Source organism: Microbacterium sp. NPDC090007 (assembly GCF_044748345.1).
GTDB lineage: Bacteria > Actinomycetota > Actinomycetes > Actinomycetales > Microbacteriaceae > Microbacterium.
Map to the genome: position 1 here is coordinate 482,457 of NZ_JBIVFV010000001.1, position 23,773 is coordinate 506,229.

Below are 23,773 nucleotides of genomic sequence, written 5' to 3' on the forward strand. Positions count from 1 at the left end.
GACGGGTGCGGACGGGGGGATCATCAGCCGATCACCACCCGGGGCCGGCTGCGGACGGCATCCGAGATCCGCAGCAGGAAGGCCACGATGATCCAGTTGGCGATGAGCGACGAGCCGCCCGCGGCCAGGAACGGGGTGGTGAGGCCGGTCAGCGGGATGACGCGGGTCACACCGCCGACCATGATGAACACCTGCAACGCGATCGTGAACGAGAAGCCCGTCGCCAACAGCTTGCCGAAGTCGTCCTGTCCGGCCAGGCCGACGCGGATGCCACGGCTGGTGAACACCATGTAGAGGGCGAGGATCGCGAAGATCCCCACGAGGCCGAGCTCCTCGCCCAGGCTCGGGACGATGTAGTCGCTCTGCGACAGGGGGGTGATGTACGGCCGGCCCTGTCCGAGTCCGGTGCCGAACAGGCCCCCGTGCGACAGGCCGAAGATGCCCTGCACCAGCTGATAGCTTCCGCCGTCGCGGTCGATCACCTCGGGATCGAAGGCGTTGAGCCAGTTCGCGAACCGGCCGTTGACGTAGGGAAGAACGCGGGATGCCAGGAACGCACCGCTCGCGACCAGCACCAGGCCGATCAGCACCCAGCTGGTCTTGCCGGTCGCCACGTACAGCATCGCGACGAACATGCCGAAGATGAGCAGTCCCGTACCGAGGTCGCGCTGGAGCACGATGATCCCGAGCGAGACGAGCCAGATGATGAGCACCGGACCCAGCTCGCGCGCTCGCGGCCACGTCATGAAGAGGAAGCGCGTGCCCGTCGAGGTGAGACTCTCGCGCGTCCGGACGAGATAGCCGGCGAAGAAGATCGCGAGGCAGATCTTGGCCAGCTCTCCGGGTTGGAACGACACGAATCCCAGCGACACCCACACGTCGGCGTTCTGATCGGTGCCCAGGCCCGGCACGAACGGCAGCAGCAGCAGCAGGATGCCGACCAGGCCGAAGAGGTAGGTGTAGCGGAACAGCACGCGGTAGTTGCGGACGAAGACCAGCACGACCAGGGCCGCGACCATTGCGATGGCGGCCCAGGCGATCTGGCGGTGGCCCGTGGCATCCCACCCGCTCACCTGCCCGGCCAGGTCGATGCGGTAGATCATCGCGATGCCCAGGCCCGTGAGGACGGTGGCGATGGGGAGGACGAACGGGTCGGCGTCGCGGGCGCGCAGGCGCAGAACGATGTGCGTCACGAGCGCGAGGACCGCCGGGACCGCCGCCAGTACGAGGAAGCCGGTCTCGACCGCTCCCGTGGCTCCGAGCTGTACGAGCACCACCGCCGCGCCGTAGACGGCGATCGCGAAGACGAGCAGGCCGAACTCGCGGTTGCGCTGCTTGGCGGGGACGCGGATCTTCTTCAGCGCGCGCATCACCGCCGTGTCGGTGGACACGGCATCCGTGGATCGGGTCAGCTTCTGGTCGGTCATCCGCTTTCCTCCGCCGCCGGCCGCAGCCGATCGACGATCTGTTCGGCATCGCTGAGAGAGCGCGCCGAGATGGTGGCCTCGACCGTCTGGCGGTCGAACGCCGAAAGGTCGGCGAGCACGATGTCGGTGTCCTCGTACGAGGTCGACAGCGAGATCGGACCGATGGACTGCTGGATGCCGCGGTAGATCACGACCGAGTCGTCGTCGGCACCGACGTAGTACCGCGTCTGCGTCCAGTTGTACCCCGCGAACAGACCGGCGCCGATGCCGATCAGCACGACCAGCAGCGCCGCGAGCCACCCCAGACGACGCCGTCGCGCACGTCGGCGGTCCTCTTCGATGAGCTCCTCGAGGAACTCGGCGGCGGGTTCGAAATGCGTGGGCTCGTTGGCGACCTGTCGCGCGTGGTGCAGCCAGTTCGACCGACCGGGACGCGCTGCCGGGACCACGACCCCGCTCGGGTTCGACGCGGATCCGACGATGGTCGGTGTGCCGATGAACACGGGATGCTGACCGCCCACGTCGACCAGGACGACGGTGACGTTGTCGGGTGCGCCGCCGTCGAGCGCCTGCTTGAGCAGGGCGTCGGCCGTGCGCGCCGGGGGCATACCGAGGGCGAGGGTCTTGGCGGTGTGATCGTCGTCGACGACGCCGGAAAGTCCGTCCGAGCACAGCAGCCAGCGGTCGCCGTCCTGCGTCGGCATGATGAAGCTGTCGACCTCGGGGTCGGGATCCATGTCGCCGAGCACGCGCATCAGCACCGAACGGCGGGGGTGGTACCGCGCCTCTTCGGGGGTGATGCGACCCGAGTCGACCAGGCGCTGCACGAACGTGTGATCGGCGGTGATCTGGGTCAGTGTCTCGTCGCGGTAGAGGTAGATGCGCGAGTCGCCGATGTGGCCGATCACCGCGTAGTCGTCGACCATCACCAGGGCGCTGACGGTCGTTCCCATGCCCGCGAGTTCGGGACGACGCGCGACGGTGTCGATCAGCTCGGCCGCGGTGTCGGCCAGGGCGTCGCGGATGGCGTGCTCGGCTTGAGCGGGCGTCGAGAACGGCTGGTCGAGCTCGGTGAGACGGCCGATCGCCAGGCTCGAGGCGACGTCACCCCCGGCGTGACCGCCCATGCCGTCGGCGACCACGAAGAGATTGGACCCGGCGTAGCCGGAGTCCTGGTTGTTGGAGCGCACCTTGCCCGTGTGGGAGATGGCGGCGCTCGAGCCCTGGAAGACCATGGAGGAGCGTTACTTCCTCAACTCGAACGTGGTCGCGCCGACCTTGATGGGTGCACCCACCTTCACCTGCACGGGAGCGGCGACGCGGACGCCGTCATGGGAGGTGCCGTTGGTGGAGTCGAGGTCCTGCAGCATCCACTGATCGCCCCACAGCACGAGACGCGCGTGGTGGCTGGAGGTGTAGTCGTCGCGGATGACCAGGCCGGACTCGCTCGAGCGACCGATGGTGAGCGGCTCGGTGCCGAGCGGCAGCTCGAGGCCCGCCTTCGGACCGCTCGTGATGACGATGCGCGAGACGGCCGACGTGGTCGCGAGACCGCCCGCCGGAGCGGGCGCGGGAGGCGCGGGCCGCTTGACCTGGGTGGTCACCGCGTCGGGCGCCGCCGTCGGGGCGGCCGCCATCGGAGCGGGGGATGCCGCGGGCTCGGGGAGTTTGCGCACCTTGACGCCGAACAGGTCGGCGCGCAGCGAGTACACCACACCGAATACGAAGAACCACAGCAGGACGAGGAAGCCGCCCTGCAGAAGAAGGAGAGTCAACGGACTCATGACAGGGGTCCCCGTTCCCGTGCGTCGAAGATGCGCGTGGCGTCGGACGCCGACGGGCGCCGCGGCGGCTGCGCCTGCGCCACCACACGGAACACGATATTGGTGCGGCCGATCGAGATCGTCGAATCGGGCGGCAGAGCGGCCTCGGAGACCTTGCGACCGTTGAGGGTGGTGCCGTTCGTCGAGCCGAGGTCGCGGACCATCGCACGTTCCCCGTCCCACAGGATCTCGACGTGCTTGCGGCTGGTGCCGGCGTCGGGAATGGTGATGTCGGCGTCGCTGCCGCGCCCGATGACCGTGCGCGCTCCGGTGAGGGGATGCCGCGTGCCGTCGATGTCGACGACCCCGCGCCACGCGATGCGCCCCTCGGTGGTCTGCGAATCGACGCGCAGCGTTCCGGTCGACAGCGACGGATCCCGTTCGATCGAGATCGCGACGGGACCCGCGAACGAGTAGCCCTGCGTGCGAGCGTGCTTCTTGACGAGCGTGTCGAGCTCGGACACCAGGGTCGACCCGAGCGCACTCATCTTGTCGTCGTCGACGGGGGAGAGGCGCACGCTGAACGTGTTGGGCGCGAGGATGCGGTCGCGCGTGACGACCACGGCCTTCTTGTCGAGCTCACTGCGCAGCGCAGAGGCGATCTCCACCGGCTGGATGCCGCTGCGGAAGGTCTTCGCGAACGCACCGTTGACGGCGCGTTCGAGACCCTTCTCGAAACTGTCGAGTAGCCCCACGAGACTCCTTCAGGCAGGCAGACCAGTAGGCACATCGTAGTCAGCACGGCTGGACAGGTCATGGAAGCGGACTTTCGCGGCCGCGTTTCGTGAGGTGGTCGCGGCCGTGATATTCTCGGGAAGTTGAGTTCGTGGCATCCGTGCCGTGACTCGCGCGAGTGGCGGAATAGGTAGACGCGCTGGCTTCAGGTGCCAGTGCCCGCAAGGGCGTGGGGGTTCAAGTCCCCCCTCGCGCACAACAGGCGGTCTTTATCTTTCGATAGGACTGTTCTTTACAAATCGAAAAACGAAGCCGGTCAGGAGTAGTTTTCCTGGCCGGCTTCGTCGTTCCCGCCACCAACACCCCGCGCACAGCCCGCCCGAGCACAGCGCAAATCCGCCGCACCAACACCAATAGCCCCTTCCGGGGCGGGGTCGTTCGAGTCGTGTTCTGTTCGGGCGCGCGCGTCCTCTATATACGCGTCGGGTGCTCCAGCCGGTTGCCGTGCTCGTCGCGTCGGCGCCGTACTCGCCGCCTGTCGGTCGCTGAGACGACACGGTTCACTGCCGCTTCGAGGAATGTGACGATGCGGCTCATGTTGCTGACTGCGGTGGCCGCGGCGATGGCCAGGGCCTGAAAGGCGTATCCGCGGGGCCGCCGCCGGCGGGGGTCGCCGAGGTCACTGCCACCTTCGCGCTTCAGGTATTGGTTGTTGGCTTCGACATGCGAGCGCTGCCCGGCCCACTTGAACCATTCGGGGCTGCGGTATTCGAAGTGCATCAGGTGCTTGATGATGCGCATGGCCTCGTCCGAGTCGGGAGCCAGGGTGAAGGTGCGCTGGGTGAGCTTTGGCCGGACAGGCTTATTTCGGATGACGGTGTCGAAGCAAGCGACTTTCGACAGGTCGGGGAAGATGAAGCGCTGGCGTCCCTCGGCGTCCGGGTACCCGAGGTTCTTCAACCGGTATGCCGTCCGGGAGCGAAGGTGCTCGCGGTAGGTCGACTCGTCGATGCGCTGCTCAGGGTCCTCGTGGTGAAAGTTGTAGGTCGCGTTGATGAGGTCGATGGGCATCCACTTCACGTAGAGGCATCCGTCGACAGCGATGACATCGCCGATGGCGCCTTCGACGGCCTCGCGCTTTTTGTCCTTGAAGTTGTAGACGTGGCGGAACCCCATCATGCGGGTCGGGTTCTGGAAGCGGTGCGACTTGAGGTTGTTGTAGTTGCGGTCCACCAGGATGAACCCGCGCTCGTCGAAGAGCTCAGTGTGGAACCTCACTGCGATGAGCGGACCGTGCTTCACCTTGCCGGGTGCGTGCATGGTGATACCGGTGGTGAGGAACGGGAAGCTCTCGGTATCGCCCGGCGTGTTCGGAACGGTAACGACGGTCTCCACCTCCCACGCCGGGCTGTCAGACCGGCGACCGTCACCTTCGTGCGCCCCCTCACGCGTATATGGCCCGCTCATCGCGTCGAGGTTGTAGCGGGGGCTATCGAGATTGTAGATGCGGGGATTCGGGCGGCCCGTCAGATACACAGCGGTTGCGTCGAGGGCGACGTTGCCCTTGTAGTCCTTTCGGATGGCCTCTGGGAGCCGGCGGGCGGAAGTGTGGGCGAGTGCGTTCATGATGATGTCCATCCGGTCGCGACGCTCCTTCGAGTACGTCTCATGCGCACGGCGGTACGCCTCGGCGGAGAGGAAGGTGTTGCGGGGCACGTCCCACGGGCTGAGGAGAGCGAGGATGCGGTTGAGCGCCTTCCAGAATCGCATGTACCACTCTTCGTGGTCCCCGACGGTGGTCGTGATGCCGAGGTATTCGAACGCGGTCGGAGGCAGCTGCGCGTAGAGGGTGCGGGCGATGTCGTGGTAGCGGATATTGCCTTTGCCCGAGTGCATCAGGTGAAGTATCAGCGCAGCGCGGAACGGGATGATGGGCTTCCGCCCGGCACTGGAGCGGCGAGTTTCGGCGAACCACTTTTCCAGCAGGGTGACGACGCCGGATTCGTCGATGAGCTTGCCGTACAGCTGTACGTGCGCGAGCGAGGTAGGACCGACGCCGCGGACCTTCCCATACTCCTCCGACGTGTACCCCGTGGCCTCGAGCATGCGGCTCTCGAAGAGGCTGATGGCGGCTTCCTCTTTGGGGGTCATCGCTGCGACTCCCCTCGGAGGGCGCGGAGGTATTGCGCTTCGTCGATATCCGGCAGGTGCTTGAGCAGCAGGTTGATGTGGTTGAGAGTTTCGACCCCGGCCGCGCGCATCAGCATCTTCACCGGCGTGCCCGCAACCAGATGCGTCGCCATCCAGGTGTTGCGGAGGCGGTCCGAGCGTGGTGGGGTGCCGTTGGAGTACTGAGTGAACGCGGAGACGATGTTGTTGGTGTCGCGGCGCGCGATGTTCCCCCACAACAGCTCAGTGTTCGGCCGCCGCTCAAGCATCGGGGTTACCCACTCCTCCCATTCGGTGAGGAGGGGGACCACGCGGGCGCGGTCACCGGGAATGTCCACGAGCGTTCCGGCATGGTCTCGGACGATATGTTCGGCGCGCAGCTGCGCGAGCTCAGAGGTCCGGACACCCGCCCCGGCGCACAACACGAGGATGAGAAGCGCGCGGTGCGACTTCAGCGGCGTGAGCTGCATCCCAGCCCAGTCGCGGAACCCGGCCATCTCCTCCGCTGTGTACGGCTCGATGGTCGCCTTTTTTGACAGGGCCGTGACCTTATCCGGATGAGCTTCCGGCAGCAGCGTTTCACTGATGCGCATCAGCACGGCGCGGTAATTGCGTCGGGTGCCTTCCGTTCGGTCGAGGTTCGCGGTGGTGGAGTACAGGTCGATGGAGATGGGCGACCAGATGCTCTCTGCGGTGAGCGGGTACCCGCGCATGCGGCACCAGTGGACGTACCGGGCTGTGTAGTTGATGCAGAGCTTCGCGCTGTAGGCGGTGTGAGGGGCTGCGATGGACACCGCGTCGCGGACGAACGCCTCCCCCTCCGGGCCCAGGCCAAAGCCCTCGGCGGGGCGCCAGGTCTCAGTCATCGCACGTGCCTCGGGCGGGAGGGACGCGTAACTGCACTTTGCGAGCAGCCGCTCGGTGCGTTTGGGGTGCGTGTGGGTGCGGAAGCGTCCGAGGAGGGGGCGCAGGGTCGCCGCGTGCGTGCGGGCGACGTCGGTCGGTCCCAGCTTCTGGATGCGCAGATAGAAGATGTCAGGTTGGGGCATAGTGGTGGGGCTATGCACTCCAGCGGAGTCGGTGCGGGCTCAATACGATCTCGAGCCAGCTGCCGCGGTCTAATCACGCACCAAGCCGGTGCATTTTGTGGGGGTCGAGACTTTTGGGGCGAGTACCAGCAGGCCTTGGGGCTGTCTTCGAGCCACGAGCACTTGTGAAAGAGCGCGCCGCATTCGGCAAGGTAGGGATTCCCATCGAGCCCGCCGAGGGGGTCGACCCAACCAGTCCGCGATACCGTGCGGCGATGCTGCAACACCTTTTGGCGAACGCCGTTCGTGAGGCGGTGGTTATGAACGGCACTACTGTCAACGCTCACATCGAGCACGCGAATGGGGCCGAGGGCCTGAGCGCGGATCGCCAGCAGCGTTTGCTGCGGGGCGAGACGATGGCGCAGTTCGCCGACATCGCTTACTGGGCGGGCCATTTTCCGACCGTCGCCCTGGCGCTCACCCGGTACGTCACATCGTGGCACCCGGCTTTAGGGGCCCTACATGACCCCGGCGCGCGAAGCCCGCTCGACCGGCCTCCGCGCTCGTCCATGCGCTGAAGTTAGCGCGCGCGAAATTCCATGTCTACCGGGATTTTTGACGATCTCCTCGAGGACGCGCCGTTGGACATGTCTAAGGACAGGCCAGGCCCGCCCCGGCGCTTAGGCGAAGTACGGCAGGTAGCGAGCGTGACGCCGGGACGCCCCGGAGCGTGGGTCCAATTTGAGCAGGTTGTACTCCACCGCCGCGGCGATGGCCTGAGACACCACAGCCGCCTTCGAATCGGGCAACCCGAATCGGGCGCGTAGGGACGAGTTGGTGAGGCTGCTGCTGCCGGCATGCCGAACCGAGGCGTGAAGGAACGCCGCCCAGACCCGCTCGTCGAGGTTCATCTCGTCGAAGCCGCGCTCCTTGTGCAGGACGATGGTCGTCGCGCTCTCACCGGCTGTGAAGTTTGGTGCCGGTCGGATGAGATCTTCGATGGCGATGAGAGCTCGGTCTACTCCGCTGCCGCGCACTTCGCAGATGTTTGCGAGCCGGAGGATCTCCGCAAGCTCAGGGTTTCGTGACCGCGTTTCGTCAACGAACCTCTTGACGTCGATGAGCGGCTTGCCGGGGTTTCGAATCTCAACACGATCTTCGAAGATCTCAACCGTGATCTGCACACCCTGCTCATCGAGGTCCTGGTGCACGAGTGCGTTCGCCAGGAACTCACGGATCGCAGTGCCCGGATAGATCGGCTGGACTTGTCGGAGTCCGTCCTCGATGATCTCCACCACCGGTACGTGTGCTCGTACCAAGTCGAGGATGTCCTCGAAGCACAGCCCGTAGCCCCGGGAATCCAGGTGCTCGAAGACCGCGTTGACCCGGTCAGTCGCGGCGTACCGAATGAGTCGGATCCGACGCCACGAGAGTCCATGCCGGGCGAGATCGTGTGCCAGGAAGAGCGCCCCGGTTGCGGTGATGCCGTATGTCCCACTGTCGTTGCACACAAGAAGGTGTTTGGCGGTCAGCACAGCCAGGGCGTCGACCAACTGGGCCGGGCGGGGGACTTCCAACAGGCGGAAATAGGTGTCGAGGTGAAGGAGGCCCTCCACTTCAGCCGCCGTGAGGTGGTCAGTGACGACGATCAGCCCCGCGCGTTCGCGTAGCTCGTCGAATATCGCACCGAGTTGATGTGCGCTCATGTCGACGAGACTCTCTCCCACACGCAGGTAGTAGCGGCCGTCGAAGCTCACCGGAGTGCCCCGTCGGCGTTTGGGGATCTGAATGACGAGGACTCGCTTGCCTTCGTACAGGAACTCGCGGATGGCGATGGCGAGGCTGAGCTTCTCGTGGACGCGTAGCTCGAGTTGTCTGGGGTCCGAGAAGGCCGCGGTGCCGTGCACGGTGCGGTCGTCAGTCACGCCGAGGATGAGATAGCCGCCGCCGCTGTTGGCGATGCCGGCGCAGTACGCCAGTGCCTTGTTCCAGTCGAAGCTGTTCTCGGCTCGTTTGAACTCGAGGTCTCGATTCTCGACCTGAGCGAGGAAGTCATCGATGTAGCGTTCGTCGTCGGTTCGCTCCAGCACCGGCAGTCCTCGTTTCGTTTAAATAGAACTCCCCTTGTATATCAAGGCCTCGGCGCCGCGGAGCGGCCGGATTACCGGGGTCGATTTAAAACGGGATAGTCCTGTGGATAACTCGCACAACAGGGGCCACGGTTACGGCTGGAACCCGCTCGACACCTGGGATCCGGGGTTTCTGGCGCGAGGTATGCCAACGAGTCGGCACGGCTGGCCGTCACCGAGGACGCCGTCGAACCCGTTTGTCTTGAACGGGGCCCATGCTGTGGATAACCCAGTTGGCCCGAGCGGGACGATTTTGTGGAACGGTTCTCATCCGTTTGGACGAGCGCGCTTCCTAGGCACGTGGGTTCCCGATGAGGATCCAACGTTGGAGCGCGGTGTCACTTCCAGCGCTGGCGTGAGATGCATCCCCTTGCTCGACGTGGCACAAGAGCGTAGAAACCATATGTACCTGGTCGATGACGCGGAGACCGCCCCGGGCGCCCGTAGACACTGCGAGAAGCCGTCGGTGCCCCAGTGAGAAGGACCTGCCGTCGATGGAGGAGGACATCGTGGTCGAGGAACGGAGCCCGTGGGCGGAGATTGTCGGACCTTGCTATTCGGTCGCATCGTTTGCCCGAGCGACGGGTACGACCAAACAGGAAGTCAGGGCTGCGGCTGCCGAACTACGAGTGCTCGTGCTGATGACGCTGGACGGCGTCGAGCTCCTGCCGTCGTTTCAAGTTCGCGATGGGGAGATCGTCCCGCAACTTCGTCCCATCCTGGAGACCCTGAGGGGTGGCATCAACGATCCGTGGACGTGGGCGCAGTGGCTCAACGTCGAGACGGACAGTGCGGGTCGGCACATCGACGACCTGTGGGCGGGGGCGTTCGAGTCGACCAAGCTGGAAGCAAGGCACACCGCGTGGGCGTGGGCGCGGTGACGCGTACGTGCAATGAGCACCACGTTCAACGGACAGCGTTATGGGCGTGCGGGCGCATACAAGCATCCCTGGGCGCCCGCGCATGGCGAACTGCATGGAGATGCTCTGGTACCGACAGTTCGACCACATCTGGCTTAAAGCGGAATCGACCCTGACCCCGGCGGAAGCGGAGACGCGCCGGTGGCTGGCGGCATTCGATGACGCGATACTCGGATTGGGTCGCTGTGGTCGGCGACGACAGTGGTGCGACTCAGCCCTCGCTCTGCAACGGCACCTCCGCCAGACCCGCACCTGGCCGACAAGAGATGATGCAACCGTCCCTCTCGACGTGGGGTCCTGGGTTCGAGACCAGCAGGTCGAGCGCTTCACGGCATTTCAGGTGACGTGGTGGGGCTACTTGCAAGGTCTTGCCGTGCCGGTGGCGTCGTGAATCGAGAGCCGCTCGCCTGCTTTCAGGCCCATTGACCGGGGTTATCCCGCAGGTCCGGTCCGCCCGCCTCCGCGAGCTCATCCAGCACACTGATTCGCTCGTCCGGTTCATCGGGGAAATCCGGATCAGAGTCGATGTCCGACTCGAGATCCGCTTCGAGCTGGGGGTACTTCTCCAGCAGGAACCGCCGTCGATACGCGGTGTTCGCGGCGTCGAAGATGCCCTCGAGGGTCGCCCAGTTGAATGCCCCGCCCAGGATTATGCCCACGAGGGGGACGACTTTGCCCAAGCCTTTCTTGGTCAGGCGAACACCGAACGCCTTCGCGAACTGACCTGTCACTTTCGACGACACGCTGTGGTTGAGAATGTCCCAGGTCTTCCCTCGAATGAGCGCCTGCGTGAGCCGTGAGACGTCGGCCATCGCGGCGGTCTTAGCGCTGGCGGACACAGCTGTTCCTGCGTTGACGACGGAGAGCGCGAAAATCTTCTCGCTCGGATCCTCGGGGTCGTATCCGTACAGGAGGGCCACGTGACCTACAGCGCGCGTGGCGAGTGTCAGCACCGCTGCGGCATCTGCGGCGAAAGCTCCCAGCACGGCGCCGGTCGTGGGGGCCGCGGCAGCGCCCGCGGTCGCCGCTGTAGCGAGCTGGCCGCCCGAGATGATGAGTCCACTGCCGGCCCCCGTGAGGGCGGCGATGCTTGGGTAGTAGATGTCCGAGCCTCGGCGGCCCACACGGTCCACCTGTTGGAGGTCCAGGCGTCGCACATCCGCGAGCTCGCTCACGGGGTGACCCTTCTTGCGGTGAAGTTCGACAACCCTCTTGGCGGATAGTCCGACTCGGGAAGCGCGGGCCGCCGTGCGTTTCACCGAGTCGAGCGCTGCACCTGTCCAGTCGCCGACACCGGCGGGGACAGTGTCAGCCGCCTTCTTGGTCGCCGCGCTCACCGCGGTCGCGCCTTTTGCGGCGAAGACTTTCACCCGCTCCACCGCGGAGTCAGCCGCGGGGTGGCTTTCGATGTACTCCGCCGCCTTTTGCCCAGCGGCCGCCACGCCTTTGGCGGCGCTATCGCTAATTTTCCAGAGCGTTCGCGAAAGGGGTCTGCCCGGGTGCTTTCGAACAGCGGACCATGCGTCCTGCTCATATTGCGAGGGTGCCGACATGGCGTCAGCGTATCTGTCAGCGGCTTCGACTGAGGCCTATCCCGGACGGGCCCGCCAGTGCTTCACGAAGGACTCTGCGAGGCAAGCGAAAAGGTCTTCGACGGCAGGCGGTAGCGACTAAGAAGAGGTCCGCGATCCGACTATAGCGAGCGTCAGCTTGTCGCTGCGCGGTACTCGTCTAGCAAGGACGCGGGGACGCGTCCACGGTCGCTGACCGCGTGACCGTGCTCACGGGCCCAGGCTCGCACAGCACTCAAATCCAGGGCCTTCTGGTTCGCGCGGCGTCGCGGCGAGGAAGTGTGGGTGCCCGTGCGACGTGCCGCGCTGACAAAAGGCGCGACGGCGTCGTTGAACTTCTGATAACTCTCGGACGAGACGTCCATTTCGTAGGCGCGACCGTCAATGGAGAATGTGAGTCGCTTGGCTTCCCCATCCTCCAGGACGGAGCCGTCCAAATCGTCGACAAGTTGGGTAATGCGCCGGATTGCCATATATGCATTCTGCCCCACCTTTCAGTCCTTGCCTGATCCTTCGAATCAGGTATCCGAGATGGCGGCCAGGGGGATATCGCTTCCCAACCTGCTCCTGGTGATGTTGTCTATAGCGCCTGCACGCCGAGTAGTCCGATAAGGACCCCGCACAACAATCCCTATATGTATGGTCGACGCGCCGGACACGGATGCAGACCATATAGAAGTGGTGTGGAGTCGGCCTGAGGCCCAGGAGTTTGGCGCTCGCGTCAGGAAATTGCGCGCTCAGAGTGAGCTCACTCAAGAGCAGCTCGCCCACCTCGTCGGCCTCACCAAGAACCACGTTCAGCTTCTCGAAGCCGGCCGTAACAGTTCGAAGGCCGACGGCCCGGCATCTAATCCTCGGATGACCACGATCTATCGCATAGCCGACGCCTTCGGCGTCCGGCCGCACGAACTGCTGCCCGAATCGGCGAAACTGTCTGAGACGTAAACCAGCTGAGGCCATGGGGGCATCGAGTGTCAGCGATTGACGGGGCGGGTGGATGAAGCCCGCCAGATGGGCATCCCGCAGGGGCGCCTTCACCGTCGATGATCGAATGTGGAGTGATGGACATGCAGAACAGTGGGCTCGAAGTGCGCCCCGACCGCCGGCAGGGCGCCGCGGGGTCAGCTCCCGCGCCGCAGCTGGGGGAGGTGCTTGCCAGCGGTCGAGCGCGAGTCAGCCTTGCTGTCATCGTGTTCCTGGCAACGACCGTCCAGGTCCTTTCGAACCCGCTTGCAGTCCTCATCGATGAGACGCCGTGGCAGTACCCCATCCCACTCGCCGTTGTCACCATCGGGTGCGTGCTCGCCTGCGCGGTGCAGGCCGCCGCGCTCCTGCTGAGCGGAACCCGGCCCGGACTCGCGGCGGTCGTAGCAGTTCTTGCGTACGTCGCCGTCGCCGCAGTCTTCGAAGTACCTACGTGGGTCGCGGCGATGCCGCTCGTTGTTGCCGTGGCCATGTTCCTCCAAGCGGCACGAAAGCGAGCCGGTGTCGCGTTGAGCACCTTCGGTCTTGTCGTTCTCATCGCCGCTGTCGGTCTCTTTGGGTGGTCTCTCTCCACCGGAGCCTCGCTCGGTGTCATCTGGGCTTTCCTTCTCCAAAGCATCGTCTCCTTTGCAGCCCCGGTCGCGGGGGCCACCGCCCTCGGAATCTGGTGGGAAAGACGTTCCGCGCGCGTGCGAGCCGTCCACGATGCTGCTGAGGCGAGCGCACGGGAAGTGGATGAGCGCGTCGAAAACGCTCGCGTCCACGAGCGCGGCCGAATCGCTCGGGAGCTTCACGACGTCGCCGGTCAGCACCTGGCTGGGATGCTTTCGCTTGCGGACGCGGCTGTGGAGATCGAGATTCGCGACACCCGTCAAGCCGTGGAGCTCATCGAAGACATGCGCAGCGAAGGTAAATTCGCCTCAGCCAGCTTGTACGCGGCCCTGCGCGACCTCGATGCGGTGGACCATAGCGCCGTTGAACGCACCCCGGATGTTCGAAGCCTCCCCGAACTGGAGTCGTACTGGACCAAACGCGGCATGCGACTGAGGACGCAGGTGTGCGGTGACGTTGACGGCCTCCCCGCCGCAGTCTCCACTGCCTCGTACCGCGCTGTGCAAGAGGCCCTCACCAACTGCGCCAAACACGCCGCCGGTGCAGCTGTCGCCGTCGATGTCGTCGTTACAGCGGCCACGCTTCGAGCAACCATCGTGAACGGACCGGCCCGGGTTGCAACGGAACCGTCGGCGGACGTCCTGAGTCTCGGCTGGGGCCTGGACGGTCTGCAGGACCGGCTGCGCATGTTGAATGGCTCGCTCACCGCCTTCGCAACACCCGAGGGGGGTTGGTTAATGAAGTTCTCCATACCGCTGCATGATCAGCTCGTCGGACATCACATTCCGTGACTAGCTCGCTCGAGACCCTCCGAGTGCTCATCGTTGACGACAACAAGGTCGTCCGGCGAGGACTGCGCATGCGCCTGCAGCACGCACCTGGCATCACCGTCGTCGGAGAGGCTGGGTCTGGACGGGACGCCCTCATGGTCGCCTCGGCGGAAAAAACAGACGTCGCTCTCGTCGACCTGCATATGCCGGGAATGAATGGGATCGAGACCACGCGCGCACTGCTGTCCGCGAGTGGCTCAACGGTGAAGGTCATCCTCATCACCAGTGAAGCGTCCGACGCCTTCGTGCTCGACGCACTGAGTGCTGGCGCCTCCGGGTATCTCCTCAAAAATCACGACAGCGACCAGCTCGTTGAGGTCATTCGAGGTGTCGCCCGAGGAGATGCCACCATCTCATCGCGCATGACACCCCGAATTCTCAGAGAGCTGGCGAGTCGAAGCTCGACCTCACCGCCGGCGGGTGCTGACCGCAGGCTTCTCTCGCGCGCTGAGGTGAGAGTTGTCGAGCAGCTCAGTCGCGGAGTCACGAGCAACGAGGACATTGCAAGAGAGCTCACCTTGAGCGTGAACACCGTTCGCACGCACGCGGCGTCAGCCATGCGTAAGCTCGGTCTCTCGGATCGGACGCAGCTGGCCCTCTGGGGTCACCGCAATGGTTTCGGTGAGACTCAGGAGTAGTCCTTTCGGATGAAAACCCCTCAACTGGGAGTCCTCTCCTCACCCGCGTCCGGGCCGTTCGGCGCGGTGAAAATGGGCGGATTCCCGGCTCTCACGCGCGCAACGCAGTACCTGCGTAGGCGCAAGTTCGGCCCGCCGCCTCGTCTCACCCTTCGTTCGCTGCGTTCAAGATGGCCCGGCAGCCCATCACTGGGGGCTCGGGAAGAACGCGGGGGCCGTGGATCCGATCTACCCTCTCTACGCGCGCGCGCACCCGCTCTTTTATGACGTGCCCGCCCGTGATGCGCGAAGCGCAGGGCTGCGGTTCACTCTGCCCGCCGACCTCGACTGGTCCCCATGGTCCGAGTCGGATGACGGGCACTGGGCTGGCTGGATGCCACCGCGAACGACGCTCCCCGAGCAGGGGTGGAAGATCCATGTCAGCGCCACGCAGGACAACGCCGAAACCGTCCTCAAGCGGGTGGCGAGTTACTGCAACCAGCATGCGTTGACGTTCAAACACCTCGTGAGCGCCGCCACCCTCCAACTCGCGAACAGCAAAGATGCAGACCGGGCAGCGTCGGGGAAATTCCTTACCATCTACCCGGAGAACGAGTCGCGGCTCCACTCCACGCTTCTGGCCCTGGACGAGCAGCTCGCAGGCGAACCGGGACCCTACGTCCTATCGGATCTTCGATGGAGGAACGGTCCGCTCTACGTCCGATACGGCAGTTTCATCGCCCGCACGATACGTGTCGACGGGGTTGAGGAACTCGCCATACGCAACTCCACAGGGGAGTTGGTGCCTGACGTTCGCTCACCCGCCTTCGTCATTCCGGACTGGGTCGTCCCGCCCGGGTTCATCAGCGAGCAAGCCGCCGCACTGTCCGCCGAACCTGTCCCCGATGCCTTCCCCGATGTGACTGCGGCTATTCATCACTCCAACGCGGGAGGGATCTATGAAGCAGTTGAGCCCGATGGAACACGCGTTGTCGTGAAAGAGGCTCGCCCGTACGCGGGTCTCACACCCGACGGTGCGGACGCAGCAACACGTTTGCGCCGCGAGATTCAAGTTCTTGAAAAGCTCGAGCACCTCGACTGCGTGGTCACCGCCCGGCGAAGCTTCAGCGCTCACGGGCACGAATTCCTCGTCATGGACCGCATCCCAGGACGCTCCCTGCATGAAATAGCTTTCGAACGCTATCCACTCATCACGGCCGACCCGACGCCCACCGCGTTGGAGTCCTACCGCGACTGGGTGGTCAGCGTCGTCGCCCGCGTGACGGACGCCCTCGAACGCGTTCACACGGCCGGCTACACCCATGGTGATTTCCACCCGCGAAACATCATGGTCCTCGACGACGAGACCGTCGTGCTGCTCGACTTCGAGATGGCGCGACCCGTCGAAGACGAAGCCCCGGCGCTGTTGGGTGCCCCCGGGTTCCTTCCGCCGGACGGACGTACAGGCGTCGCGCTGGACCGGTGGGCGCTGGCGTGCCTGCGAGTGTTCCTCTTTGCCCCCCTCACTTCCCTCATCAACCTGGATGGCGCAAAGGCAGCGAGCCTCGCGCGGTGGGCGGACGAGGTTTTCGAACTCGGCCCCAGCTGGGTGGACGAAGTGACTCGTGAGCTTTCCTACGAGACGCCGGCGGTCGAGACGCGCAGGGATCGACGGCCGGTCCCCACGTCACCTGCTGTCCCCGACGTCGATGAGATCGGCGCGGGAGTGTGCGCGGACGTGTCGTTGGAACGCCTCGACCGAGCGTGGCCGGGCGACCCAGCGCAATTCGCAGAGTCCCCCGCCTCACTCGCGCACGGCGCCGGTGGCGTGCTACTCGCCCTGCGCATGGCTGACATCACCGCGCCCGACGGCGCTACGGAGTGGTTTCACGCCGCCGCCGAGAGCCTCCTCTACTCGGATCACCCGGCGCTGGGACTGATGGACGGCGTCGCAGGTGTCGCCTGGGCGCGTCACGTCCTGGGAGACGCGGCCGGAGCGTCGCGGGCATTGGAACGGCTGTACGCAGCCGACCTCTCCGGGTTGGGCCCAGGCCTGTACCAAGGGAGCCCGGGGCTCGGCCTGACATTGCTCGAGATGGGCGACACCCCGGTTGCCATCAGGGCCTGCCTGCGGGTCGCGGAGGACCTGCAAGAGCAGCTGTTCACTACCGAGGTGAGACGTAACACAGCCGCGACGGGTCAAGCGGGATTCATGAACGGCTGGTCAGGCGCGTCACTTTTCGCACTCCGTCTCTATGCGAGAACCCAAGCGCCGGAACACCTGAAGTTGGCCGTGGACGCTGTCGAACGTGATATCGCCGTCTGCCGGTTCGCGAATGACGGTTCGCTTCAGGTGGACGAAGGGTGGCGTCTCATGCCCTACCTGGGTAGCGGCTCCGCCGGTGTGGGTGTGGTCCTCGCCGAACTTCTCACCCTTCGGCACGACGCGAGGCATGCGACCCTCCTGCGCGGGATAGTTCGGGCTGCTTCTCCCGCGTTCGTGGCCTACTCCGGTCTCCTGGAGGGACGGGCTGGCCTCGTCCACTTCCTTCTCGCCGCCCGCGCCGCACACACGAGTGACGTGGACGCCCTACTCGACAACCATGCTGGACTTTTCGGACTCCATGCGGTCGAGCGCCCAGAAGGGATCTCCTTTCCCGGTAAGGGTTTGCTGCGTTTATCGGCCGACCTGGCGACGGGTAGCGCTGGTGTTCTTTCCGCCCTTGTCGCCCTTCGAAGCTGTACTCAGGCAGAGCCCAAGACGCACCCCGTCTTTCTGCCTTTTCTGTCCTCCCCCCGGTCGGTTGTGTCGGTGATCGAACCGACCACAGATAACGAGGGGAGGTGAGAGAGATGGGTCACATTCTTTCTTTGCAGGCGCTCGAGCAGCGTGACGGCCAGCAGAAGCAGATGTTCGCCAGCACCGTGAGCAACTTCCAGTGCTTCAGCACGACGTCCGTTCAGTTCTGCCGGTGACGCCTCGACGTCAGTCGGGCCGCCGATTTCGTGCACCCGGCTGACGTCGACGCGGCCACCAATTTCCGTCATCGACGGGTCCGCGACTCTGCCCGCCCCCGTCCCACCGAAAAGCGGTTTCGATGCAACCTGAACTGGTAACACGTCTGCGCATTCTGTCCAAGATCGTCGAGCTGACCGAACAGCAGTCGACGGACAGCGTCAGCGGTGCCGTTCTCCTCAGGTCTGTTCCGGAAGATCTCGGGATCACGCAGCACACGCTCGAAGACCATGTGCACCTTCTAGATCAGCGCGGTCTCGTGAAAGGCGCGTTCACGATGGGTGGACTCTCGGCCGTGTTCATCAAACCTGCGGGCAAAGACGCCATCGCCGATTTCGAGCGGGAACGAATCGACCCCATTCGACGTCTGCTCGCCCTGCAGGATGAGCTTCTCAGGTGGGCGTATATCCGTTCCGAGACTGAGGGCCTCACCCCGAGCATCGATGCGTTCTTGGCAACCGGCGCGGGCTATCTCGGTGTCGACTACACGCTCACCGAACTCGCCCGGGCAGCCGCGCGCTTGCTCGCCAGCGGCTTGATGGAAGAGGGAGCGTCCGCGGTGACATCGGCGGGGATGAATGCCGTTGAGAACAACCGGTCTGTACGAGAAATCGTACGCGAGGCGCGAGTGAACAACGTCACCGCTATCGTCACGGGAGGCACGAACGTGAACGTCGGGGGCTCCCACCTCACACAGTCCCTCACGGCGAGCACGGAATGGGGAGTGGAGGTCGCACGGCTGCTCGATGTCCTCGCCGATGCAGTGCCAGCTCTGCCGGAGGGGTCGAAAGGGGCACTCGCGCCTCTCATCGGGGAGGCCCATGACGCAACGGTTGCCGGCGATTCATCTCGAGTTCGTCGAGCCCTGAACGCCATCGGAGTATTCCTCGCAGATACGGCGACGGGAGCGCTGGGCGGTCACCTCGCCTCACAGATCCCTCAGGTTCTCGCCCTGCTCGGGTGACCGTTCCGTCGCCGACCACGACCGGCGCCGCGGGGCTCCGTCAGGAGAAGATGGCGAGAGGCATCACGCGCACAGACGCACCGTCAACGCGAGAACTCAGCTTCAGGTCGATGTAGGTCGATGCCGAGACCCCTCCCATCTCGGGGGCGTGCTGGAGCATCTCCTCGAGCTTCGCCACACCGACATCGAGCGCACTCGGAGCGAGGTTGCGAAGGAGCTTGTTGCGCGCGAACGTCGGCACGTCGTGCTCGACAGCGGAGATCACCTTCCCCAGCACCGTGAACGTCCCGTCCAACAGCCTGTCGGGGTCGTCCACGATGAAGTGAGCGAGGTCGCAGATGGTGATGGCCGTGAGCGGGGGCGCGCCCGCGACCCGTGCGTAGTATTCCCTGGTCGTCTCCTGGCGCGCGTCGGCACGAACGGCGTCGGTAATCGCGCGGGCGAGGGAACCTTTCGTCTCCTCCTCCATGCGCATCCGCTCAGCGTGTCGAACGCGCGCCTCGTGCCCTCCATCGGTGGGGAATTGGTCCTTGTAGCTCTGTCTCACCTGAAAGCGCGTCACCGCCTCCACGAGTTGGGGGGAGATGACATCGAGGGCGAGCGTCAGTTCGACGGGGTCGAATGTTGTGGTGAATTCCACAAAAGCTCCGGGAGCGAGAGCCGCCGCGTCCTCCATAGAGGCCATCTGCGTCAGGTGCCCTCCGGCTTGGAGGTATTCCCGGACGAGGTGCAGGTTGTAAGCCTGCGAGTAGACGAACTGTTGGCGTGACGCTGTTCCGCTGCTCTGTGTCCAACTCGACGACAACCCCGCCGTCACCTCGCCTCTTGCGGACGCGTTTCCGAGAATGGGCATTCGAGCTCTGGCCTCGGCGGCCCCTGTCGCTTTACCTGTGGCGTTCGTATCGTCGACAACGAAGGTGTTCATCTCGCGTGACTCTTCGGTGAGCAGCGGTTGGCGAACGATCTGTTGCAGGATCCCGGCGACCTGGTCTGAGTTCTGATAGATCGTCGCGATGGGTGGACGTAAAGTGTGCGCAGTGTCGGCCTTCATGTGACGATTTTGCGGGGTCCGCCACGTGTGTGGAGTCCTGTCGAGAGCGATGAGCGGTTGCGTGATCGGCTCCCGGCCAACGGTGGCGCCGCTTACGCGCGAGCGTCGAAGGATGAAGTCGCGTTCGTTTTCGTCCGAACGGGTGGGGTGAGGCACTGTGACCTCGCTGGCGAATCGTTAGGGCCCAGCGCGACAAGCTCGCTCACGCTGTGGATCGAGCCTCCGTTCAGCGCAGCAGCTTTTCTTTACCTGCTACTTCGACGCAGTGGACTCCCCGAGTTAGCGGACAGCGCGTATGAGCTCGCAACATCCGGACACGACCGAGGACATCGCAGCATCATGACGGTGCTGGCGTTATTGATGGGCCGTGAGGCGGAAAGGCTCGCCGCCGCCCACATTGCTCAGTCCTACGCGCAACGCACCGAACGCCTCGGAGTGGTACGCGGTCGTCCGTTGTGGCACCGATAAGGTGGTCGACCCCAGGACGGGACGGTCTTGACGCGCTTCGACGAGAAGACGACGGACGTCTTAGAGAACCGGCTTGTCCTCGCGGGTATCGCAGGCGCGCAACGGTGGCTTCCCGGTGCGGTGCAGCTGCGGACGCAAGAGTTTGTGTGGAGATCCCTGGCGGAGCCGGTCGTCCCTGCTCAACACGATTTCGACAGAGCGATGAGCCGCTTAAACCGTCTAACCGAGGCGTACAGACCTGTCCTGGCTTTAGCTCGAGCGCTTCTGTTCGGACTGAACTTCGAGCCGGATCGTGCAGACGTGGGCATTGACGCTCCGACCTTCGACCTCGCGCTGCTGTTCGAGACACTCGTCGAAGACATCGCGGCGCTCGCGTACAAGCGCCGCGGCTTGCAGGTCACTCGACAGACTTCGGAGGGCCAGGCACTCGTCGACGGTCTTGGGCGCACCTACCGTTCCATTCGGCCGGACCTTGTTTACGACGGTGGGGTCCCCGTGCGTGTCATCGACAGCAAATTCAAACCGGTCTACGCGAGCGGAGGGGACGAACCCAGCGGCAAGCATCGCCTGAGCCGTGAAGACATTTTTCAAACCTTCTTCTATGCGACAAGGCTGGCTCAGCGTCACGACCAGTCCCCCCCCTGACCGGCCGCAATCGCTGCGCCACTGCTCGACGGCGGTCAGGTGCCTCACGAGGCGTTCAGGACGGTGCGCTGGGGTGAGGACAATGTCGACACCGCGCGGCTCGACCTGCTTCTGGTGCCCGTCGACGATGGGGTGCGAGCCTCACGTGAATCCGACCACGAATGGTGTGACGAGGTGGTCTCTCCGAAGCTGGCGACCAAGTCAACTTCCAACTGACTCGGCGGTCACCGGCTCAGAGCGCAGCATGACGGCACAATCGTCGTGCGCTTAGGCAACGGGTGTCGAGGTTCGTCCGATTGGATGATTCATTGACGTGCTCAACAGCGCCGGCTCTGACAACGCGCGAGGTCTTTTCCGTCACCAGCTTCCCTGCTGTGGCGGAACGAGGTCGGGGTGAGCGCCGCGGATCGCTTATTCAATGGACACGCGCCGAAGACCAAAGGAATTCGCGCATCACGGTCGGATCGAACCTCGCCGCTAATATCCGTCCATGCCCGGCAAGGATCCCGACTTCGCTGACATCTACGGGGTCGGCGTTCACGTCGTCCCTGACGCCCACGACACACCCCGTCGAAACGTGGTCGTGCACCCCCGGATTGACGTGGTGACTGTCCTTGGGAGAACGAAGCAAACGCAGTCGTACTCCGAGGAGGATTGCGTGCTCAGCGCCAGGGACGACTCGTGTCGACTCGACCTTCCCGGCATGTTCAGCACGCGCTTCCAGCACAGCATTTTCAGGGCGCATTTCGCGAACGAAAACGACTGCGAGTTCTACGGAACGCTGAGTGAAAGCGAGACGATGAACCTGCGCCGATTCTGGGACCGAATGCTGGGTTTCTGACGGCACCGCGCATAGCTGAGTCGTCCGCTAGGCTGGCAAACTTTGCTTCAGAAAGGGATCATGGACGTGGCCGTACAAAACACCCCTGAGTGGGCAGCGGGATTCGACGATCCCGCATCTACTCCTGCGTCGGGCGACGTGTGGGAACTGTCCTGGAATGGCCTTCATGAGGGCATCGTCGTCGTCGCCGTCGTTCGCGATGATTACGTTCTCGGAATGCCGGTTACGGCCGGACCAGCGGGGCCCGCAAATGTTGTCGTGCCTCTCGCAGGGTCGTCCATCACCGTCTGGCCGCGCCTCGAGACGGGACTGGGACGTTTTCTCCTTCATCGCCGGCTGGGAACCGTGCTGAGCGACGACCGGATTCGCGAATTGCGTTTATGGGCTCACGGGCGCGGCGACCTCGCCACCTTCGCTCCCGGCGACGGCGAGGAGGATTCATCCACTGTGGACCACCTTGTAAGGGACTTCCAACGGCGCTGTTTCATCGAATGGCCATCCGCCGAGGAAAGCACCCTCGACATCGCGGCGACAGAGATGACGCCACGCCAATTCCAGGAACACACCGGATGGGAACCGGGGCGAATCCTCGAGTTGTGGAGCGGTCTGATCCTCACTCCGGAGGAGCGTCAGGCGCTGGGGGAAAACGCAGACGCGTGGACGACGGAGGTGGTGGACCTACCGACTCGAGAACTGACGTCGCCTGAGGTGAAAGGACTCGTCCTTGAGCTATGCGCAACGCGCGGTATCTCGGAGAGGGAAGCGCGCAACGCCGCACGCGACGCATACGCCCTCGCGGCGCGCACGGATAGCGTCACCGCCCGCCGAGCTTCCCGAGCGGCCGACGCCATCCGCACCCTGATTGCGGACTCAAGTGCTTCCTGAGGTTCGAGGGATCGGGGAATGGCTGCACCCGCCGACGGTTGAGGCTGTAGCTGAGCATCTGCTCTCGAACATGACTTTCGATCAGCCTCGAGCAGCTGTCGAGGCGGACATCACGAGGGCTCTCACCGACTCGAGCGACCTGGAATTCGAATGGGGCGCACCCGAAGGCACGGTCTGCGAGCTGCATGGCACGTATCAGCGAAGGCCCGCACGAATTCGCGTTTCGCGAGAACAGGGCACGGCCCGAGCGAACTTCACGGCCGCGCACGAATTCGGTCATCATCTGCAGTATTCCGATCCAGAGTGGGCTCTCGACGTCCTTGCACCTTCACGCCGGGATCACCCCACCGTCTCGCAGCACGTTGAGGAAGCCGTCAGCAATCGGGTTGCGGTGAAAGTCCTCATGCCCGACCACGTCGTTGAGTCGGCATGGTGCGGTCGGCTGACCCCGGGTTTCATACTCGCCCTCACCCAAGGCGGCAAGGTATCGAGACAGGCAGCATCGATGAGGGCGTCCGCGTACGCGGCGGTCGAGGACCCACACGCGGTCGTCATCGTCGCAGACCCGATAAGCGGCGTCGTCTTCTCAAGCGTGAGCGACGAGCACTCCGCGCTCGCGCGTCCGCCGAAAGGAAGCGTGCAACCTGACCTGCGAACACTGACGTCCCGTCAGCAACAGTCAGTCGGTGCGACGGAGGGGCTCGTCTACGGCACTGGGTCGGCTCGGTCGGACGTCACCTATGACTGGGGGTGGGACGCGCCAGGAGTGAACATCTTCGTTGTTGCTCGGCCGACTTACCGCTTCGGCAGCGCGCAATGGGATCGCGACATGGTCTCGTGCGTGTCGGCCACCTGCGATAGCGCTTTTGCACGCGCCGACGCGACGTTTTGCGACAGGTGCGGAGAGTACATCTGCCCCGATTGCGGGGCATGCGGCTGTGAGAAGAAGCACGGAAAGCTCTGTCTGCACTGCTTCACGGAGATGTCACTCGCTGAGGCGCAGCGAGGGTCTAGGCACTCTGTGTGCCCGATCTGAGGGTCGGACGGCGCTCCCAGCTGCTCTCGTCCATTTTGATGAATTACCGTCCGCCCGCTGCAGTGCGACGATCCCCGCAGGC

The 23,773-nt window shown here is 64.5% G+C and carries 22 protein-coding genes and 1 tRNA gene; 13 read left to right on the top strand and 10 right to left on the bottom strand.

Annotated features, from left to right (window positions below; all coding sequences use genetic code 11):
• Positions 1-23 precede the first annotated feature (23 nt).
• The 4 genes from ACIPVB_RS02270 to ACIPVB_RS02285 are packed head-to-tail and all read right to left on the bottom strand — an operon-like array spanning position 24 to position 3,945.
• Positions 24-1,427 carry an FtsW/RodA/SpoVE family cell cycle protein gene (locus tag ACIPVB_RS02270; RefSeq protein ID WP_400366592.1) on the bottom strand — a complete coding sequence of 468 codons (1,404 nt, stop codon included), beginning with the start codon at positions 1,425-1,427 and terminating at the stop codon, positions 24-26.
• Positions 1,424-2,662 carry a PP2C family protein-serine/threonine phosphatase gene (locus ACIPVB_RS02275; protein ID WP_400366594.1) on the bottom strand — a complete coding sequence of 413 codons (1,239 nt, stop codon included), beginning with the start codon at positions 2,660-2,662 and terminating at the stop codon, positions 1,424-1,426. Before ACIPVB_RS02275 ends, ACIPVB_RS02270 begins: the two co-directional genes overlap by 4 nt.
• A 9-nt stretch (positions 2,663-2,671) precedes the next feature.
• Positions 2,672-3,211 carry an FHA domain-containing protein gene (locus ACIPVB_RS02280; RefSeq protein ID WP_400366596.1) on the bottom strand — a complete coding sequence of 180 codons (540 nt, stop codon included), beginning with the start codon at positions 3,209-3,211 and terminating at the stop codon, positions 2,672-2,674.
• Positions 3,208-3,945: an FhaA domain-containing protein gene (locus ACIPVB_RS02285; RefSeq protein ID WP_400366598.1), complete on the bottom strand. Its 738-nt coding sequence runs from the start codon at positions 3,943-3,945 to the stop codon at positions 3,208-3,210. Before ACIPVB_RS02285 ends, ACIPVB_RS02280 begins: the two co-directional genes overlap by 4 nt.
• Positions 3,946-4,097: 152 nt before the next feature.
• Between ACIPVB_RS02285 and ACIPVB_RS02290 the strand changes: the two genes are divergently transcribed.
• Positions 4,098-4,181 (top strand) — tRNA-Leu (locus tag ACIPVB_RS02290).
• Between the two features lie 215 nt (positions 4,182-4,396).
• Here the strand turns inward: ACIPVB_RS02290 and ACIPVB_RS02295 are convergent.
• Together ACIPVB_RS02295 and ACIPVB_RS02300 are read right to left on the bottom strand one after the other, a co-directional pair.
• Complete coding sequence (locus ACIPVB_RS02295) at positions 4,397-6,076, bottom strand: hypothetical protein (protein WP_400366599.1); 1,680 nt, start codon at positions 6,074-6,076, stop codon at positions 4,397-4,399.
• Positions 6,073-7,143 carry a tyrosine-type recombinase/integrase gene (locus ACIPVB_RS02300; RefSeq protein WP_400366601.1) on the bottom strand — a complete coding sequence of 357 codons (1,071 nt, stop codon included), beginning with the start codon at positions 7,141-7,143 and terminating at the stop codon, positions 6,073-6,075. Before ACIPVB_RS02300 ends, ACIPVB_RS02295 begins: the two co-directional genes overlap by 4 nt.
• A gap of 254 nt (positions 7,144-7,397) precedes the next feature.
• Between ACIPVB_RS02300 and ACIPVB_RS02305 the strand changes: the two genes are divergently transcribed.
• The gene (locus tag ACIPVB_RS02305; RefSeq protein ID WP_400366603.1) at positions 7,398-7,700 is read left to right on the top strand and encodes a hypothetical protein; all 303 of its coding nucleotides are present in this window, start codon (positions 7,398-7,400) and stop codon (positions 7,698-7,700) included.
• A 102-nt stretch (positions 7,701-7,802) separates the two neighbouring features.
• On the opposite strand, the gene ACIPVB_RS02310 is transcribed toward ACIPVB_RS02305, so the two are convergent.
• A complete protein-coding gene (locus ACIPVB_RS02310; RefSeq protein ID WP_400366604.1) occupies positions 7,803-9,212 on the bottom strand; it encodes an ATP-binding protein in 1,410 nt (469 codons plus the stop codon).
• Between the two features lie 533 nt (positions 9,213-9,745).
• Between ACIPVB_RS02310 and ACIPVB_RS02315 the strand changes: the two genes are divergently transcribed.
• Positions 9,746-10,132 carry a hypothetical protein gene (locus tag ACIPVB_RS02315; RefSeq protein WP_400366606.1) on the top strand — a complete coding sequence of 129 codons (387 nt, stop codon included), beginning with the start codon at positions 9,746-9,748 and terminating at the stop codon, positions 10,130-10,132.
• Positions 10,133-10,584: 452 nt separating this feature from the next.
• Here the strand turns inward: ACIPVB_RS02315 and ACIPVB_RS02320 are convergent, their stop codons facing one another.
• Positions 10,585-11,724, bottom strand: coding sequence for an EcsC family protein (locus ACIPVB_RS02320; RefSeq protein ID WP_400366607.1), 1,140 nt, complete (start codon positions 11,722-11,724; stop codon positions 10,585-10,587).
• 152 nt (positions 11,725-11,876) lie between these two features.
• On the bottom strand, positions 11,877-12,215 hold the full coding sequence (locus ACIPVB_RS02325; RefSeq protein WP_400366609.1) for an Lsr2 family protein: 339 nt from the start codon (positions 12,213-12,215) through the stop codon (positions 11,877-11,879).
• 166 nt (positions 12,216-12,381) lie between these two features.
• Between ACIPVB_RS02325 and ACIPVB_RS02330 the strand changes: the two genes are divergently transcribed.
• The 6 genes from ACIPVB_RS02330 to ACIPVB_RS02355 all read left to right on the top strand — a co-directional run bounded on the left by ACIPVB_RS02330 (position 12,382) and on the right by ACIPVB_RS02355 (position 18,765).
• Positions 12,382-12,687, top strand: coding sequence for a helix-turn-helix transcriptional regulator (locus ACIPVB_RS02330; RefSeq protein WP_400366610.1), 306 nt, complete (start codon positions 12,382-12,384; stop codon positions 12,685-12,687).
• A 116-nt stretch (positions 12,688-12,803) separates the two neighbouring features.
• Positions 12,804-14,129, top strand: a complete 1,326-nt coding sequence (locus tag ACIPVB_RS02335) for a sensor histidine kinase (protein ID WP_400366611.1) — start codon at positions 12,804-12,806, stop codon at positions 14,127-14,129.
• A 23-nt stretch (positions 14,130-14,152) separates the two neighbouring features.
• Positions 14,153-14,806 carry a response regulator gene (locus ACIPVB_RS02340; protein WP_400366613.1) on the top strand — a complete coding sequence of 218 codons (654 nt, stop codon included), beginning with the start codon at positions 14,153-14,155 and terminating at the stop codon, positions 14,804-14,806.
• A gap of 217 nt (positions 14,807-15,023) precedes the next feature.
• Positions 15,024-17,633 carry a class III lanthionine synthetase LanKC gene (lanKC, locus tag ACIPVB_RS02345; RefSeq protein WP_400366615.1) on the top strand — a complete coding sequence of 870 codons (2,610 nt, stop codon included), beginning with the start codon at positions 15,024-15,026 and terminating at the stop codon, positions 17,631-17,633.
• Positions 17,634-17,638: 5 nt separating this feature from the next.
• A complete protein-coding gene (locus ACIPVB_RS02350) occupies positions 17,639-17,761 on the top strand; it encodes a hypothetical protein (RefSeq protein ID WP_400366617.1) in 123 nt (40 codons plus the stop codon).
• Between the two features lie 122 nt (positions 17,762-17,883).
• Positions 17,884-18,765, top strand: coding sequence for a hypothetical protein (locus ACIPVB_RS02355; RefSeq protein WP_400366618.1), 882 nt, complete (start codon positions 17,884-17,886; stop codon positions 18,763-18,765).
• A gap of 40 nt (positions 18,766-18,805) precedes the next feature.
• Here ACIPVB_RS02355 and ACIPVB_RS02360 read toward each other — a convergent pair whose 3' ends face one another.
• Complete coding sequence (locus ACIPVB_RS02360; protein WP_400366620.1) at positions 18,806-19,816, bottom strand: hypothetical protein; 1,011 nt, start codon at positions 19,814-19,816, stop codon at positions 18,806-18,808.
• A gap of 495 nt (positions 19,817-20,311) precedes the next feature.
• On the opposite strand from ACIPVB_RS02360, the gene ACIPVB_RS02365 reads away from it, so the two are divergent.
• The 4 genes from ACIPVB_RS02365 (at position 20,312) to ACIPVB_RS02380 (ending at position 23,691) form a co-directional block, all read left to right on the top strand.
• Positions 20,312-20,929 (top strand): hypothetical protein, encoded by a 618-nt coding sequence (locus tag ACIPVB_RS02365; protein ID WP_400366622.1) that lies wholly within the window; start codon positions 20,312-20,314, stop codon positions 20,927-20,929.
• 490 nt (positions 20,930-21,419) lie between these two features.
• The gene (locus ACIPVB_RS02370) at positions 21,420-21,770 is read left to right on the top strand and encodes a hypothetical protein (protein WP_400366624.1); all 351 of its coding nucleotides are present in this window, start codon (positions 21,420-21,422) and stop codon (positions 21,768-21,770) included.
• Between the two features lie 60 nt (positions 21,771-21,830).
• Entirely contained in the window at positions 21,831-22,655 is an 825-nt protein-coding gene (locus tag ACIPVB_RS02375) for a hypothetical protein (protein WP_400366626.1), read from the top strand.
• Positions 22,656-22,725: 70 nt separating this feature from the next.
• On the top strand, positions 22,726-23,691 hold the full coding sequence (locus ACIPVB_RS02380; protein WP_400366628.1) for an ImmA/IrrE family metallo-endopeptidase: 966 nt from the start codon (positions 22,726-22,728) through the stop codon (positions 23,689-23,691).
• Positions 23,692-23,773: the final 82 nt, after the last annotated feature.